Genomic DNA, 16504 nt, shown 5'->3' on the forward strand with positions numbered 1-16504 from the left:
CGCCACCCCGAATGCAAGAGTCGCGCGCGTGATTTGACGTGCGAAGAACGCACGTTACGCGGTAAGATCCAGGGGCCCCAGCATGCGCGAAAAACGCCCGCGGCCCCGCCGTTCGACGGCCCTCGTGACGACGTTCACCACGGGGTGCGTCCTCGCCTGCGCAGGGACCGCGATCGCCGCGGAAGGCGTGCCGAACGCGCAGGGAGAGGACGCAGCCGAAGCGAGGCGCGCGCTTTACGAGGCTCTGTCGGCACCGCCCAAGGGTTACGTACGTACGCTCGCTGGCCTCTCGTTCGGCGGCGGGCTCCGCTTCAACAATCCGTATCGACTCGCCACGCAGCTCGGCGCGTCGGCGGAGTCGCCGAGCGCGACCGCGCCCTTCACGACGCTCATGGGCGCGCTCGCGTTCGGGCCGCCCGATGGCTTGCAGCATGGAGGGATGCTCGGGGTCACCTTCGCGCTCCGCGGCGTCGGGCAAACCGTGCTCACCCCCGGGTACGTCCTGATGTACCGCGGACCGGGTCGACTGCTCGCGTACGGGCGAGTCGGCCCGGAGATCCTGCTCTCGCCGGATCTCAACGTGGGCCTCACGGCCGCAGGCGGCGGCGCGTTTTTCGTGACGGGCGGGCTCGGGCTCGTGCTCGATGTGGCAGGCAGCCTGTTCTACGGCGCGAGCACGTGGGAGAAGAAATACCCGGCGTATCCCGTGCTGTCGGCGTCGCTCGGCCTCATCGTCGACGTGGAGTTTTTACCGTGACGCGTCGGGCGATCGGCCGCGCCGAGCTCGTGCGCCTCGCCGCGATGCTCGTCCTCGTCGTCGCCGCGCCGACCGTTGGCGACATCGGGAGCTGCGGCGAAGCCCCCGCGGATCTCGACGCCGCCGCGTTCTTCCGCGAGAAGGCCTCGGTCGACTGCGCGCGTTGCAAGGAGTGCGTTTTCTCCACGGCGGCGTGCGCGCGCGCCTGTGATCCGACGCAGCCGACGCAATCGTTCCCCGAGGGCTGTTACCCCATCGTGCACGACGGCGAGGTTTGTCTCCGCGCACTCGAAGCGGCCTCGTGCGACACGTACGCGAGCTTCGTCGCGGATCAAGGCTCGACGATCTCGACCGAGTGCAACTTCTGTCCGCCGGAGGCGAAGCCGTGACGAGATCACGGCGCCTCGAAGCCCGATGGCTCGTCCTCGCGTCAGCGCTCGTCGCCCTCGCCTCGGGATGCGCTGTGCTGCGCCCCGTCACGACGTCCGCGGCCGAGTACAGCGCGTTCCGCAAGACGCGCATCTCGCCGACGCTCGAAGGCCGCATCGTCGCGGCGGCGCGGTACCTCGCGCAGTACCCCGACGGCACGTTCGCAACGGAGGTGCGCGCGTTCTACACGATGGCCGAGCCGCTCTACTTCGAGGAGCACCGAGGCACCGCCGCAGGCCTTCACGTCTACCTCGCGGCGCTCCCGCGCGGCCCGCACGCCGCCGAGGCAAGGCAACGGCTCGATCGGCTCGCCGAGAAGGGACCGAGCGCGGAAGACGGCTTCGATCGAACCGTCATGGGCACGAACGATCGCCTCGCGAGGCTCGCCGGCAAGCGCGGCGCCGCGCGCGAGCAGATCCTGACGTCGCTCCGCGCGTGGCTCGACCCGGACGCCTTCGCGCGCCCGATCGCAGAGGCGAAAGCGGAGCTCCTCGTCCCGTGGAGCCTCTCGCTCCCGTGGCCCCGGTGCGCGTGGAACGACGAGGCGCGCGGCGGAGAGATGCGCTGCGCAAAGCTTTTCGAGCTGCCGTACGAGGTCACGAAGGGGGAGGGCACGGAGGAGCGTCAAGCCACCGTCGAAGTCGTGGTCGTCGAGGACGCGCGTGGCAAGCCGCGGAGCGTCACGATCGGCGGGCCGGATCTCTTCGTGCGCCTCGAAGAGACGGTCAGCGGTCGGGCGATCGATCTCGGAGATCCGAGCGGACGAGCCGCGGGCGTGTCCCGCGCGACGGAACTCGTGCGGCGAGAATTTTCCGCGCGAATCTCGGACGATCCCGCATGCCGGAAGCGCACCCGCGCCCCCAGGGTCCTCGAGCTCGCCTGCGGCGGCATCCGTGTCGTCGTGGAGGCGGCCCTCGACAGCACCGAGGACGATCGCATCGTGATCGCCCCGATGCCCTCCGACTGAACCCGAGGCGCGATTCCGGAGAGCACGCGTCTCCCCGGAAACGAGCCTCGTATGATACTTCTTACGGAAGTGGAGATCGGCCGCGTCCTCGCCGAGCGTTACGCGCTGGTTCGCCCCCTCGCGGAGGGAGCGATGGCCACGGTGTGGGTCGCGGAGGATCGCGTCTCCAGCGGCGAGGTCGCGATCAAGGCGATCTCACTCGACGCGGCCGGATGGCGCACCGAGGTGCGCGATCGCTTCATGAAAGAGGCGCGCCTGCTCGCGCTCGCCCAGCACGAGCACCTCGTCGGCGTGCATGACGTGGGCGAGACCGAGGACGGCTTCCTCTACCTCGTCCTCGATCTGCTCGACGGCGAGACGCTCGCCGATCGCATCGCCCGCGATCCGCCCCTCGACTGGAAGGAAGCCGGCGCGATCTCACTCGCGATCACGCGCGGCGTCGCGGCCCTGCACCGCGCGGGGATCGTCCATCGTGATCTCAAGCCCGCCAACATCGTCCTGCATCGTACGAACGGCAGCACGGTGCCGAAGATCATCGATCTCGGCATCAGCAAGGTGCGCGCGGCGGCGGCGGATCCCGAGCTCTGCGCGACGCTGACGGCAACGGGGCAGGTGCTCGGCACGCCGCAGTACATGAGCTACGAGCAGGCGCTCGGAGATCCGGACGTGGACGCGCGCAGCGACGTGTGGGCACTCGGTGTGATCCTCTACGAGATGCTCGCGCGCAGGCGTCCGTTCGAAGCACCGAACGCGAACGCGGTGCTCACCGCGATCCGCCGCAAGGACGCGCCCGCGCTCGCCGAGGTCGCGCGCGACGTGCCCGGCGCGCTCGCGAAGCTCGTCGATCGTTGTCTGCTCACCGATCGCACCGAGCGCTTCAAGGACGCCGGCGAGATGGCCGAAGCCCTGCAAACCGCGCTCTGCTCGGCCGCAGCAGATCCGACGCCCGCCGAGCCGCCGCCCCCCGAGACGAAAAAACCCGCGAGCACGGCGGTCGCAAAACCTTCTCCCGCGCCGATCCCCACGCCCATCCTCGCGGAGACGAAAGCGCCGAAGCCGCAGCGATCCCGCGCCCTCGCCAGCGTCGTCCTGATGGCCGGCGCGGCCCTCCTTGGCGGGACGATCGCCACGTTCTTGACGCGGGATCCCGCCCCGGCCCCCCAGGTCGCCCCCACGAAGGCAACGAGCGGCGCCGCCGCGCCGACCCCAGAGGAGCACGATCCTCGAACGAAGCCCGCGTCGAGCCCCACGCAAGCCCCCGTAACCACGTCTCCCGCAGCCGAGGTGCGCCCGGTAGTGCAAGCAACGAGCGCAGCAGCCTCTTCGGCCTCGGTTCCGCCCACACGGCCGGCGGTGACGACGACGCGGGGCGGCACCAAGCCCCTGACGCAAGTGAACGAAGCCGGTTTCTAGAGTACGCGTCGCCCGTTCATGATACCCCTCCGAGCTGACCGTGAGCGACACTGCTTCCCCTAAGCTTCCCGCGACCGAAATCGCGCCCCGCCAGGCCAAACCAGGCGGCGGCGTCGCGCGTCTCGTCGTCACCCAGGGACCGGGTGCCGGCAAGACGCTCCTCGTGACCCGCGCCCGCGCCACCGTGGGCCGGCACCAAACCAACGACCTCGTCATCCCCGATCCGCGCATCTCCGCGACGCACCTCGAGCTCGAACGCAGGCCCGAAGGTCGCGTGCTCGTGCGGGATCTCGGCACGACGAACGGCACATGGCTCGGCCCGCACCGCCTCAATGAGGTCGAGCTCGGCCCAGGCGCGCTGCTCAAGATCGGCGACTCGCTCGTCCGCGTCGAGGTCGACGATCGCGCCGAGCCCGAGCGCGGCAGCGAAGGCGGCCGATTCGGCGGGCTCATCGGCGTCTCGGCCGAGATGCGCGAGCTCTTCGCGACGCTCGAACGCGTGGCGCCGAGCCAGCTCACCGTGCTCGCGCAAGGCGAGACCGGCACGGGCAAGGAGGAGCTCGCACGCGCGATCCACAAGCACTCGCCGCGGAGCGAGGGCCCGTTCGTGGTGCTCGACGCAGCCACGATCCCGCCGACGCTCGCGGAGAGCGTGCTCTTCGGCCACGAGCGCGGCGCATTCACCGGCGCCGACGCGCGGCACATCGGCACGTTCGAGCGCGCGCACGGCGGCACACTCTTCATCGACGAGATCGGCGAGCTGCCGATGGACCTGCAGCCGAAGCTCCTGCGTGTGCTCGAGAGCCGCACATTTTCGCGCGTAGGCGGCCACGAGATCATCCCGGTCGACTTCCGCCTGATCGCCGCGACGCACCGCGATCTACGCGCCGAGATCGAGGCACACCGCTTCCGCGAGGACCTCTACTTCCGCCTCGCCGAGGCGCGCGTCTTCTTGCCGCCGCTCCGCGCGCGCCCAGCAGACATCCCGCTGCTCGCGCGTCACTTCCTCGAGGAGCTCTCCACGTCGGAGCGCCCGCTTTCGATCACGGAGGAGGCGCTGCGAAGCCTCACGCTGCGCAAGTGGCCGGGCAACGTGCGCGAGCTGCGCAACGTGATCGCGCGCGCGGCAGCGCTCTGCCAGGACGGGACGATCACGGAGAACGATCTCGCCGGCGAGGGTTTCGGTTTCCGCGGGAGCGAGGCCGAGCGCGAGCCGTTGGACCTCCAAGGAACGTTCGCCGAAGCCAAGGCCCGCGCGATCGATCGTTTCGAGCGCGCCTACCTCGACGCCCTCGTTCGTCGCTGCGGCGGCAACCTCTCGAAGGCTTCGCGTCAGGCCGACGTCGCGCGGAACCATCTCCGCGCGTTGCTGAAGAAGCGCGGTTTGTACGATCCCGGCGATACGTGATTGTAGGGGACAGCGTGGCGCCGGGGTTTCACCCCGGACCCGACCAGGGGCAGTTCGCCCCTGGACCCGAACCAGGGCAAGCCCTGGACGTTTGATGCATCGACCGCGGTGCGGTCGATGCACTCAGATGGTGAGGATTTCCGTGTGCTCGCCCCAGGCGGCACGTAGCACGTCGCTGATCTCGCCCACGGTCGCGCCGGCCTTCACCGCCGCAAGGATCGGCGGCAAGAGGTTTTCCCTCCCGTCCTTCGCGACGCGATCGATCACGGCAAGGGATTCCGCCTTCGCCGGCGTGTCGTGCTCGGCGCGCCACGCGCGCGTCCGCTCAGCCTGCTCGCGCTCGATACGCGGATCGATCTTCATCACCGGCACGGGCGGGCTCTCCGAGGCGAACTCGTTCAAGCCCACGATGATCCGCTTTTTCTCCTCGATCTCGAGCTGATAGCGATACGCCGCCGCCTGGATCTCGCGCTGCACGTAGCCCTGCTCGATCGCCGAGACCATCCCGCCAAGCTCGTCGACACGCCGGATGTACTCACGCGCCGCCTGTTCGAGCCGTGTCGTCAGCGCCTCGACCGCGTAGCTGCCGCCGAGCGGATCCACGAAGTCCGTCACGCCCGACTCGTAGCCGATCACCTGCTGCGTCCGGAGCGCCAGCGTCGCCGCCTCCGCCGTCGGCAGTCCGAGCGCCTCATCGAATCCGTTGGTGTGCAAACTTTGGCAACCGCCGAGCACCGCGGCGAGCGCCTGCATCGCCACGCGCACCACGTTCACCATCGGCTGCTGCGCGAGCAGCGTCATCCCCGCCGTCTGACAGTGGAACTTGAGCGCCCGCGCCCGGTCCGTCTTCGCGCCGAACCGCTCCTGCATGATCGACGACCAGAGCCTGCGCGCCGCCCGGAACTTCGCGATCTCCTCGAGCAGGTTGTTGTGCCCGTTGAAGAAGAACGAGAGCTGCCCGCCGAAGTCGTCCACGTCGAGCCCGGCCTCGACGGCGGCCTTCACGTACGCGATCCCGTCGGCCAGCGTGAACGCGATCTCCTGGGCCGCATCGCAGCCCGCCTCGCGCATGTGGTAGCCGCTGATCGAGATCGTGTTCCAGTTCGGCGCGTCCTTCGAGCAGAAGGCGAAGATGTCGCTGATGAGCCGAATCGAAGGCCGCGGCGGGTAGATGTACGTCCCGCGCGCGATGTACTCCTTCAAGATGTCGTTCTGGATCGTGCCGCGAAGTTTGTCCCTCGGAACCCCGGCCTCATCCGCGACCGCGATGTAGAGCGAGAGCAGGATCGCCGCCGTCGCGTTGATCGTCATCGACGTGGAGATCGTGTCGAGCGGCAGACCCGCGAGCAGCCGTCGCATGTCGCCGAGCGAGTCGATCGCCACGCCCACGCGCCCCACCTCGCCGGCCGCGAGCGCGTGATCCGAGTCGCGCCCCATCTGCGTCGGCAGATCGAACGCGACCGAAAGACCGGTTTGTCCCTGCGAGAGCAGGTAGTGGTAGCGCGCGTTCGACTCCTCCGCGGTGCCGAAGCCGGCGTACTGCCGCATCGTCCAGAGGCGCCCGCGGTACATGTTCGGCTGCACGCCGCGCGTGAACGGCGGCATCCCCGGGAAGCCGAGATCACGCGCGGGCTCGAAGCCGAGGCGCTCGAGCGTCTCCTCGTCGTAGAGATCGTCCGCGCCTTCGCCGACCGATCCGGGCGGCCCCGAGAGCAGCGGCGCGCGTGGCCTCGCCGCCTTGCGCGCCTTCGCGAGCCGCTTCTCGAACTCTTCCTTCGCCTGGCCTTCCGCTCGGTCGTCGCTCTTCATCGTTCGTCGTCCTCGACGTTCAACCTCGCGCCGACAAGAGCCGCGCGAGCGCCTCGCCCACAGCGCGAGCGAGCTCGTCCATCCTGCGCGTGCCGGTGAGCGTGTCGCCGAGATCGTCGACCATGAGCACCGCCGCCGGCCGCCCCGCGACGCGCACCGCCACGACGGCCACGTCCGTGCTCGCGCGCTCCATCACCGCGAGCAGCCCCGCGTGCGCCTCCGTCTCGGGCACGGGCCCGAGGTAGATCGACGTCGCCGTCGCCGTCGCGAACACGCTCGGCACGTCGTGCGGGATCGAGAGCGCTCGCAGCGCCTCTTCGTCCCCGAAGTCTTCGTTGCACGTCCAACCGTGGAACCCATCGCGCTTGACCGCGAAGAGCGCCACGCGTCGCGCGAAGAGCGCCGCGCCTCCGAGCGCGAGCGAGACGATCTCGTCGCGTGTCGCGGCGCGCGCGAGCGCTCCGAGGATCGCGCTCGGATCCGGGAAGGGCAGGGGAGGCGGACCGACGAACGTCTGGCGTTGCGGCTCCTCTTCGGAATCCGGAGCGGGCGTCGGCGCAGGCGCGATCACCTGGCCTTTCACGGGCACCGGAAGCGACATCGCGGGCGGCGGCACCGACACACCACCACGACGCGCCGACGGCGCAGGCGCGAACGAGTTCGGCCCTGCAGGCGGCTCCGCGATCGGGGCCCCGAGCGCCGGCGCGAGCGCATGCGAGACGGGCGCGTCATGCGTCGTCCACATCGCCGCCGCTCGCTCGGCCTTCTCCGCGCTCGCCGCGTCGCCCACGACGCGCGGCGCCGTGCCTCCGTCGCTCGACGGCGAACGCGAGAACACCGATGGATCGAGGGTCGGACGTGTCGCGCCGCGCCACGCTGTGAGCTCGGGCGGCGCCACGGCGAGCGGCGAGGGAACCGAGGCCGGGCCCGGCGGCGGCGTCGAAGGAAACGACACGCGCGGCGGATCGTCCCCGCTCGCCGGAGCCGCTGCCGCGGCCTTCGTCGCGGGCAACGCGGAACGAACGGGCCGCTCGATCGGCGCCGCTCCACGCAACGTCCCCGGCGCGCCGCGTCGCGTGGCCGGCGTGGCTGCGTTCGTCGGATCTGCGTCACCGCCCTCCGGCACGCGTTTCACGAGCGGGATCGGCGTGCTGATCGTGGGCGGCGGCGGGATCGACGACTGCGGCGCGCCGAAAGGCGAGGGCGGCGTGATGCGGCGACCTCGTGGCTTCTTCGGAGCCTCGGGTTGCGCGGCCGTGAGCTCGATCCGCCGGATCGCCTCTTCCACGGCGCCGATCGGCGCGCGCAGCACGCGCACCGGCGCGCCGAGGTGGAACGACATCTCCGACTCGATGTGCGTGTCGAGCGGATCGGCCGCGGCCACGTCCACCGTCCCCGTGAACGGATCGAGCCGCGTCGGAAGCGCGCAGAGCCTCCGGCACATCGCGCGCGGCAACTTCGCTACGAGGTCCGGCGCGCCTTGCACGTGGCGCAGCCCGGGACCCGCGTACCGCGCGATCTCCTCGTCGAGCTCGGCCTCCGTGATCGCCCCGCGATCTACGAGCGCGCGCGTGAAGGGAATTCCCCGCACGACCGACAGGAGCAGCGCCGCCTGCACCTTCTCCCGCGTCACCAGGTTCGCCGCGATCAGGCGTCGCCCCAACTCCACCGACACGGCGCGAACGATATCACTCTTTATGTTGGCGAGGGGCGCCTTGGGCCCTCAGCGCGACGCGGGAAACTGGAAGACGACCTCGGTCTGTCGCACGAGCCCGAGGTTGTCCCGCGCGATGCGCTCGACCGCCGTCGGATCGTCCCGCAGCCGCTCGACCCGACCGCGCAGTGCGTCGATCTCGCGGTGCATCTCCGCACTCTCCTCTTCCACCTGCTCGAGCTCCCGTTCGAGCCCCCGCAGCCGCGGCAGACCCTCCGGGGAAAGGATCATCACCGGCACCCCGATGACCGCCACGATCAGGATTCCGACCGGCAGCACCCGCTCGATCGCCAAGGTGAGTCGACGCACGTCTATCTCCCTGCCACGGCCGCGGGCGCCCGGTCAACTTTCCGGGCTCGCGTCCTTCGTAAAGATCCGTGCTTTTGCGTCAGTTGTTCTTCGCGAACGACCGGACCTTTGGCTAGCATACGCCCGCCCGCGGACGCCCTGGTCGGTTCGGCTGGACCGAACCATGACCAGACGAGGACGCCCGCGCGAAGGATCCGAGGAGATTGCATGTCGATCGATATCGTCCGAGGTGAGCTCGAGCGCCTCTTCTCGCTCGATGAAATGACCGCGCTGTCGAGCGAGCTGCTCGGGCTCGATCCGGCCCAGGTTGGAGGCGCCGTCTCGAAGGCATCCTTCGCACGCGCGCTCACGGATCGCTGCTTCGAGAACGACGCCGAAGGCGCGCTGCTCGACGCGATCTTCGCCGTGAGGCCCGAGGCCGACGCGAAACTGCGCGAGCTCGCGAAGAAGGGCACGAGCGCAGACACCGAGATCAAGGCCGGCGAGGCGTTCGGCGCGTTCACGATCACGCGCAAGATCGGCGAGGGCCCGCGCGCCGTCGTCTACGCCGCGACCCGAAAGGTCGAGGGCGAGGACAAGCCCGAGGAGCGGAGCCTCAAGGTCTTTCGCAAGGACGCCGCTTCCGGGCCGCGCGCTCTCCAGCGATTCCTCACGGCCGTTCGTCTCGCCGCGAAGGTGCAGCATGAAGGCCTGCCTGCGTCGCTCGAAGCTGGCGTCGTCTCGGGCCACGCGTACGTCGCGTACGCGCCCATCGACGGCCAGCCGCTCGCCGCGCGCGTGACGCGCACGGGCGCGCTGCACATGAACGAGGCGCGCGAGATCGTCCGCGCCGTCCTCTCGGCCCTGACCGCGCTGCACGAGGCGCGCGTCGTGCACGGCAACATCAAGCTCGAGAACGTGCTCGTCGGCCGCGGCGAAGGCGGCAAGGTCCGCGCGTACCTCGTAGACGCGGGATGCGATCGCCTCGGCGCCGGCGTGGGTGGTCCCTTCGGCGTCCCCACGCTCGCCCGCGCGCTCTCGCCCGAGCAGATCCGCGCCGGCGCGATCGACGCGCAGAGCGACATCTACGGCTTCGGCGCGATGCTCTTCGAGCTCCTCGCGGGCAAGCCTCCGTTCAACGCCGAGACCGGCGCCGACATCGCCGCCGCGCACCTCGTCCGCGAGGCGCCTGCTGCTTCCTCGATCGCGCCGAAGGGCTGGGTCAACAAGGAGCTCGACGAGATCATCGCGCGCCTGCTCGACAAGAACCCGAGTGCGCGCCCCAAGGGTGTGAGCGGCGCGCTCGATCTCGTCGATCCCACGGCCAAGAGCGCGGAGGAAGCGCCCAAGGGCAAGACCTTCACCGACGACGAGATCAACGACCTCGCTGATCTGCTCCTGGCCGATCCCATGGATCACGACTCGGCCCTCGCGCTGGAGAGCGCCGCGCGTGACGGCGCGGATCCGCACAAGGTCGCCGAGGCCTTCGTCATCGCGGCCTCCGAGGTCGACGAGGGCGAGAGCGCGGGCGAGAAGATCAAGGCTGCGGAGACGAAGAAGCAGCTCCTCTTCCGCGCCGCCCGCACCTACGAGAACGTCGCGAAGGATCTGGAGAAGGCCGAGGGCGTGCTCCAGCAGATCGTCGAGCTCGACGAGGACGACGACGTCGCGTTCAGCGCGCTCGAGGACGTGCGCAGGCAGCTCAAGAAGCACGAGGAGGTCGTCGAGATGCTCCTCGAGCGCAGCGAGAAGGCGCAGGATCCGCCGGCGCGGGCGCGCGCGCTGAACGAGATCGGCCGCCTCTACGTGCGCGAGCTCGAAGACGTCGAGCAAGGCGTCTTCGCCTTCGCGCAGGCGCTCTCCATCCTCCCGCAGAACCAGGACTACGCGAAGGATCTCGAGCGCTCGGCCGGCAGCGACATGAAGGTCTGGGCCGAGGCGCTCCAGATCTTGAGCACCGCGACGACCAGCGCGGAGATGTCGACCGAGGCCAAGATCGCGCTCTTCAACCTGCTCGGGCGCTGGTACTCCGAGAAGATCGCGCGGCCCGACATGGGCCTTCCTTGCTTCCAGGCCGTGCTCTCGGCCGAGCCTGGGCACGACGGCGCGCTCGACGGCATGGCGCAGCTCTACCGCCGCGCGCAGCAGTGGCAGGAGCTCTGCCAGATCCTTCAGACCCGCGCCGATCGCGCCGCGACGCCGGAGCGCTCCCGCGAGATCCGCGCCGAGGCCGCCGACGTCCTCGAGACGCGGCTCAACGACGCCTCGCGCGCTCGTGATCTCTTCGAGCACATCTTCCAGGAGGATCCGAGCAACGACAAAGCCGCCGAGGCGCTCGGCCGCATCTACCACCGCCTGGAGGACTGGGCCGGTTACGCGAAGATCCTCGAGCGCCGCGCCGACGCGCTCCGCGGCGAGGCCCGCGTCGAGGCCATCTGCAAGGTCGCCGAGCTCTACGAGGATCAGCTGAACGACCTCGGCGAGGCCACGCGCCGCTACGAGGCCGCGCTCGACGTCGACCCGCACGGCCTCACCGCGCTGCGGGGCCTCGATCGCATCTACAACCGCACGGGCCGCTACAAGGAGCTCGTCGGCAACCTGGAGAAGCAGATCGCGATCAGCGCGACGCCGCGCCAGAAGATCAACCTCTACGAGCGGCTCGCCGGCATCCACGACGAGCAGTTCCTCGATCACGGCAAGGCCGCCGAGGCGTACGAGGCGATCCTCCAGATCGATCCGGCGCACGAGGGAACGCTCACCGCGCTCATGCGGCATTACCGCGCGCTCGAGCGCTGGGAGGACGTCGTCTCGCTCTACGAGCGCCTCCTCCGCATCGTCATCGACGACAAGCGCCGCATCGAGCTGCTTCTCGCGATGGGCCGCGTGCTCGTCGAGCAGGTCGGCTCGCCCGAGCGCGCCTCGAAGACGTACGAGAAGGTCATCGAGATCGATCCGCAGCACGGCGGCGCGCTCGAATCCCTCGCGAACGTCCGCGCCGCGAGCGGCGACGCGCTCGCCGCGCTCTCCGCGATCGAGTCGCTCGCCGTCAAGGCGACGACGCCCGAGACGCGCGCCGATCTCTGGATCCGCGCCGCCAAGCTGCTCGACGACAAGGGCGATCGCGACGGCGCGATCGAGCGATACAAGAAGGCCCTCGACGCGCAGCCCGGCAACGTCGCGGCCTCCACCGCGCTCCGCGCCTCCTACCTCGCGCGCGGCGACGCGACCAGCGCCGTCGAGCTCCTCGGCCGCGAGATCGAAGCGGCGGAGGGCAACCTCGCGAAGGCGCGCCACTACGGCGAGATGGCCTTCCTCCTGCACGAGAAGCTCAAGGATACCGATCGCGCCCAGGCGGCTGCGACGAAGGCGATCGACCTCGATCCGACGAACATGAAGGCGCTCTACGTCTCGGGCGAGATCGCCTTCAACGCCTCTCGCTTCGTCGAGGCGGCCAAGCACTTCGAGTCGCTGGCGAACCGCTCCGACGCGATGCCGAAGGACCTCGCGCTCGACGTGGTCAGCCACTACATCGACGCGCTCAGCAAGATCGGCTCGACCGAAAAGGCCGTCTCCGTCCTCCCGACGTTGCTCGCGCTCGCGCCCGACGTCCCGCAGGCGATCCGCCGCGCGGCGAAGGTCCGCTACGACGCCAAGCAGTACAAGGAGAGCGCCGCGCTCTACGTCGATCTCTCGAACCGCTTCGCCGACAAGCTCGATCCGGTCGATCGCGCCGAGGCGATGCTCTACCTCGGCCAGGCGCGACTCTCGCTCGGCGAGGTCGAGGAGGCGGTCTTGCCGCTGCTCGACGCAGCCGACCTCATGCCCGAGGCGCCCGAGCCGATCGCGGCGCTCGTGCGGCTCTACGAGGCGAAGAAGGACTGGGAGGAGGTCATCCGCCTCAAGATGCGCCGCATCGACGTCGTCAGCGGCGACGAGCGCGTCGCGTTGCTCCTCGACGTCGGCGACATCATGGCCGCGCAGCTCGGCGATCGCACCCGCGCCGCGAAGAGCTACGTCGCCGCGCTCGACGAGCGCCCGGACGATCGGAAGATCCTGACCAAGCTGATGCAGCTCTACAGCGAGGAGAAGGACTGGTCGAAGCTCATCGAGGTCGTGCTCAAGCTCGCGAGCAAGATCGACGACAAGCGGCAAAAGGCGAAGTACATGCACACTGCCGCGATCGTGAGCTGGCGTCAGCTCGGCGACTCGGACAAGGCGATCGAGTACTACGACCAGGTCCTCGAGCTCGATCCCTCGCTCGACAAGGCGCTCGCCGAGGCGATCGAGGTCCGCGAGCAGAAGGGCGACTGGGAGGGCGTCGAGCGCCTCGTGCGTGTCGATCTCGAGCGAGCGACCGAGCGCAACGACACGTCGAAGGTGCTCGCCACGATGGAGAAGCTCGGCGCGCTCTACAAGGACAAGCTCGGCGCGATCGCGGACGCGATCGACGCGTACGAAGCCGCGCAGACGCTCGATCCCGAGAACCACGAGCGCGAGGAGCTGCTCGCCAAGCTCTACGCGAGCGACCCTGCGCAGTACCTCGACAAGGCCGTGGCGGCGCAGGCGATCCTGCTCCGTCGCAACCCCTACCGCCCCGAGCCGTACAAGCTCCTGCGCAAGCTCTACACCGAGTCGAAGCGCGCTGACTCCGCGTACTGCCTCTGCCAGGCCCTCACGCTGATGAGCTTCGCCGAGCCTGACGAGGAGCGCTTCTTCAAGCGCATGCGCTCGGACACGGCGGCCGCGGCGCAGGTCCCGCTCGGTGAGGACGACTGGTTCACGAACCTCACGCACCCGGACGCCGACCCGCTCCTGACGAACGTCTTCGCCGTCATCCAGCCGGCCGTGATCATGAAGAACGGCCAGCCCTTGGAGGCGCTCGGCTACCAGATGGCCTACGCCATCGACCTCATGCGGCACCCGTACCCGCTCTCGCAGACGATCGTCTTCGCGGCCGGCGTGCTGGGCCTCGAGTTGCCCATCTGCTTCCAGAATCCCATGGATCCTGGGGGGCTCTCGTTCCTCCACGCCCACAACCCCGCGATCGTGCTCGGCGCTGCCGCGCTCGCCACGGAGGTCCCCCCGCAGATGGGCGCGTTCATCGCGAGCCGCCACCTCACGTACTACCGGCCGGGCATGTACCTCCGCTACCTCGTCCCCACGGGCACGGGGCTCCGGGCGTGGCTCTTCGCCGCGATCAAGCTCATTTCCCCGAACTTCCCGATCTCCAAGGACATCGAGGGTCCGGTGAAGGAGAACCTCGCGGTCATCGAGGCGGTGATCACGGGCGCGCGGCGCGACGAGCTCGCGAGCGCCGTCACGAAGCTCCTCCAGGCCGGCGCGATCGACCTCAAGAAGTGGGTCGCGGGCGTCGACCTCACGGCCGACCGCGCGGGCTTCGTCGTGGCGAACGACCTCGAGATTGCACAGGAAATCATCAAGGCCGCCGACGACTCCGCGAGCGCCGTGCCGCAGAAGGAGCGCCTGAAGGAGCTCGTTCTGTTCTCGGTCGGCGAGGATTATTTCGCGATCCGTCGTAAGCTAGGCATCAACATCGACGCCTGAACGACATCGTCTGGACCGCGCGAAGGGGCCGATCTCGGAGATCCGAGCGGCCCTTTTGCGCGCTTCTGGGCCGAGGGGGTACGAATTGGGGCGACGCGGCCGCGCCGTTCGTGCAAGAACAGCGGTTGACGGGCAAAATCCTTGGTTGCTACCCTCACGCCCCGTCGCACGGGCCTCGAGGGGCCCGACAGACTCATCGTGCCGTGTCGCCGCGGGGGGTTCTCCGAGCGACCGCTGGAATCACGCTCCATGGCGGCTAAAAAGACCCGTAAATTGGCCAAAAACACCAAGAAGAAGGCAGCTACCCGAGCCAAGGCGAGTCGGCGCGCAGCCCCGCCGCGAAAAACCGCGGCGGCGAAGCTCAAGAAAAAGCCGCGTGCGCAGGCCACGAAGCGAGCGAAGCCAGCCGCCAAGAAGGCCGTCCGCAAGGCCGCCGCCGCGCGCGCGACGAAGCGCGTGGCCGTGGTGAAAAAGCGCGCGGCCGCGAAGAAGGCAAAGGCGGCGAAGCCGAAGAAAAAGGTAGCGGTCGTCCGGGCCAAACGCGCGCCGGTCCGCAAGGCGCAAAGCCCGACGAAAAAGAGGGTCAAGCGCGCCATCGCGAAGAAGAAGTCGAAGAAGGTCGCGCGCAAACCCGCCCGCGCGGCCGAGCGCCAGAAGGCGCGCGCGATCTCGCGCAAGAAGAAGGCCGCGCTCCCGAAGGTCAAACGCACCGCGCGCCCGGTCGCGAAGGCCCGCCCGGCCAAGCGCGTCGCCAAGCCGGCCCGCCCGAAGCGCCCGGCTCGCCCGGCCGCGAAGGTCCGCCCCGCCGAGAAGGCCCGCAAGAAGTCCGCCGAGGCCCGGGAGGCGAGGGAAGCGCGGGAGGCGAAGGAGGCCAAGGAGGCCCGCAAGTCCGAGGCCGCCGCCAAGGCCCGCGCCGCGCGTGAGGCGGAGGAGGCCGAGCGGCTCGCCGCCAAGGAAGCGCTCCGGAAGGCGAAGGCGGCGAAGAAGGACAAGGAAGCCCGCAAGGAGAAGGAGGCCGAAAAGGCCCCGGCTCCGAAGGAAAAGGCCAAGGCCCTCCCGCTCAAGGAGAAGGGCAAGGTCGCCAAGGAGAGGCCGGTCGAGGAGCGAGAGCCGGTCGCCAAGGAAAAGGGCGGCAAGGACAAGAAGGACAAGAAGAAGGGCAAGGAGGGCAAGCTCCTCAAGGCCGACAAGCCGCGCGAGGGCCGCCTCATCGCGGTGCGCGAGCCTGCGCCGCGCGTCGTGGCGCTCCCGCTGCCGCTCCTTCCCCCGCAGCGCCGCGCGACCATCGAGGAGCGCTCCGAGGTCATCGAAAAGCGCTTGACCTCGCAGAGCGAGGAGTTCCAGAAGAACTACACGGACCGCTTCGACATGTCGTGGATCTTCCACGACAGCGCGCTCGAAGGCGTCGTGTACACGTTCGAGGAGCTACGCACGGCGCTCTCCGGTTATGCGCCGCCGGTCTCGGACACGAACCTTCAGCCGACGTACGACGACATCCGCCGCCACAAGGAGGCGATCGAGTTCGTCCGCGACTACGGCAAGAAGAAGCTGCCCATTACGATCGACGTGATCAAGAAGATCTACCTCATCCTCCATCCGGAAGAGGGAGACATCAAGACCGTCAAGTATCGGAAGGACATCCCGCAGCACCGGCTGTATTTCCACGAGTATGCGCCGCCGGACAAGATCGCCTACAAGGTGCGGCAGATCGTGGATTGGCTGAACGATCCCGAGACGCGCAAGACCCGCAATGGCCTGCGCATCGCGGCCCGCGCCCACTACGACCTCCTGCGCGTCTATCCCTTCCAGTCGGACAGCGGCAAGGTCGCGCGGCTGTTCATGAACCTCTTGCTCATCCGCTCGGGCCTGCCGCCGTCGATCATCCACTCGACCGAGCGCCAGCGTTACTACGAGGCGCTCAAGGGCTCGGCCACGACCGTGCTCCAGATGGTGCAGGAGGCCGTCGAGAACGCGCTCTCCAGCGTGGAGAAGCTCCTCGACGAGTACGAGACGCGAAAGCGCGCGTTCGTGAGCTGATCCCCAGACAAACACGACCCCTTTGCACGAGGGGTTCCAGAAGGTAAAACCATCGCCCCGAGATGACGCTCGCAGCCGAGCGAGATCGCGGGGCGATGGCCATTTCTACCGGGACCC

At 69.2% G+C, this 16504-nt stretch carries 10 protein-coding genes; 7 read left to right on the forward strand and 3 right to left on the reverse strand.

The annotated features are described in order from the left end of the window. Positions 1-82: 82 nt before the first annotated feature. Genes KEG57_RS44130 through KEG57_RS44150 form a run of 5 tightly spaced genes read left to right on the forward strand, consistent with a single transcriptional unit; the run spans position 83 to position 4974 of the window. Positions 83-757 carry a hypothetical protein gene (locus tag KEG57_RS44130; protein ID WP_272423008.1) on the forward strand — a complete coding sequence of 225 codons (675 nt, stop codon included), beginning with the start codon at positions 83-85 and terminating at the stop codon, positions 755-757. Then, complete coding sequence (locus tag KEG57_RS44135) at positions 754-1146, forward strand: hypothetical protein (RefSeq protein ID WP_272423009.1); 393 nt, start codon at positions 754-756, stop codon at positions 1144-1146. Before KEG57_RS44130 ends, KEG57_RS44135 begins: the two co-directional genes overlap by 4 nt. Then, positions 1143-2153, forward strand: a complete 1011-nt coding sequence (locus tag KEG57_RS44140; RefSeq protein WP_272423010.1) for a hypothetical protein — start codon at positions 1143-1145, stop codon at positions 2151-2153. Before KEG57_RS44135 ends, KEG57_RS44140 begins: the two co-directional genes overlap by 4 nt. Positions 2154-2204: 51 nt before the next feature. Continuing rightward, positions 2205-3566 (forward strand): serine/threonine-protein kinase, encoded by a 1362-nt coding sequence (locus KEG57_RS44145; RefSeq protein WP_272423011.1) that lies wholly within the window; start codon positions 2205-2207, stop codon positions 3564-3566. Between the two features lie 40 nt (positions 3567-3606). Further along, positions 3607-4974 carry a sigma 54-interacting transcriptional regulator gene (locus KEG57_RS44150; RefSeq protein ID WP_272423012.1) on the forward strand — a complete coding sequence of 456 codons (1368 nt, stop codon included), beginning with the start codon at positions 3607-3609 and terminating at the stop codon, positions 4972-4974. Between the two features lie 123 nt (positions 4975-5097). On the opposite strand, the gene KEG57_RS44155 is transcribed toward KEG57_RS44150, so the two are convergent. Genes KEG57_RS44155 through KEG57_RS44165 form a run of 3 tightly spaced genes read right to left on the reverse strand, consistent with a single transcriptional unit; the run spans position 5098 to position 8806 of the window. Next, positions 5098-6783: an acyl-CoA mutase large subunit family protein gene (locus KEG57_RS44155; protein ID WP_272423013.1), complete on the reverse strand. Its 1686-nt coding sequence runs from the start codon at positions 6781-6783 to the stop codon at positions 5098-5100. A 19-nt stretch (positions 6784-6802) separates the two neighbouring features. Beyond that, the gene (locus KEG57_RS44160) at positions 6803-8458 is read right to left on the reverse strand and encodes a GspE/PulE/PilB domain-containing protein (protein ID WP_272423014.1); all 1656 of its coding nucleotides are present in this window, start codon (positions 8456-8458) and stop codon (positions 6803-6805) included. 48 nt (positions 8459-8506) lie between these two features. Further along, positions 8507-8806, reverse strand: coding sequence for an FtsB family cell division protein (locus KEG57_RS44165; protein ID WP_272423016.1), 300 nt, complete (start codon positions 8804-8806; stop codon positions 8507-8509). A gap of 207 nt (positions 8807-9013) precedes the next feature. On the opposite strand from KEG57_RS44165, the gene KEG57_RS44170 reads away from it, so the two are divergent. Next, entirely contained in the window at positions 9014-14350 is a 5337-nt protein-coding gene (locus KEG57_RS44170; protein ID WP_272423018.1) for a protein kinase domain-containing protein, read from the forward strand. A gap of 249 nt (positions 14351-14599) precedes the next feature. After that, positions 14600-16387, forward strand: coding sequence for a Fic family protein (locus KEG57_RS44175; protein ID WP_272423020.1), 1788 nt, complete (start codon positions 14600-14602; stop codon positions 16385-16387). The last annotated feature ends 117 nt before the right edge of the window (positions 16388-16504 follow it).

The sequence above is a fragment of the Polyangium jinanense genome, from assembly GCF_028435365.1.

What these genes read in the sequence shown, in the direction of transcription:
- KEG57_RS44130 (WP_272423008.1), top strand. Translation starts at nt 83, where the DNA reads ATGCGCGAAAAACGCCCGCGGCCCCGCCGTTCGACGGCCCTCGTGACG.
- KEG57_RS44145 (WP_272423011.1), top strand. Translation starts at nt 2,205, where the DNA reads ATGATACTTCTTACGGAAGTGGAGATCGGCCGCGTCCTCGCCGAGCGT.
- KEG57_RS44155 (WP_272423013.1), bottom strand. Translation starts at nt 6,783, where the DNA reads ATGAAGAGCGACGACCGAGCGGAAGGCCAGGCGAAGGAAGAGTTCGAG.
- KEG57_RS44170 (WP_272423018.1), top strand. Translation starts at nt 9,014, where the DNA reads ATGTCGATCGATATCGTCCGAGGTGAGCTCGAGCGCCTCTTCTCGCTC.
- KEG57_RS44175 (WP_272423020.1), top strand. Translation starts at nt 14,600, where the DNA reads ATGGCGGCTAAAAAGACCCGTAAATTGGCCAAAAACACCAAGAAGAAG.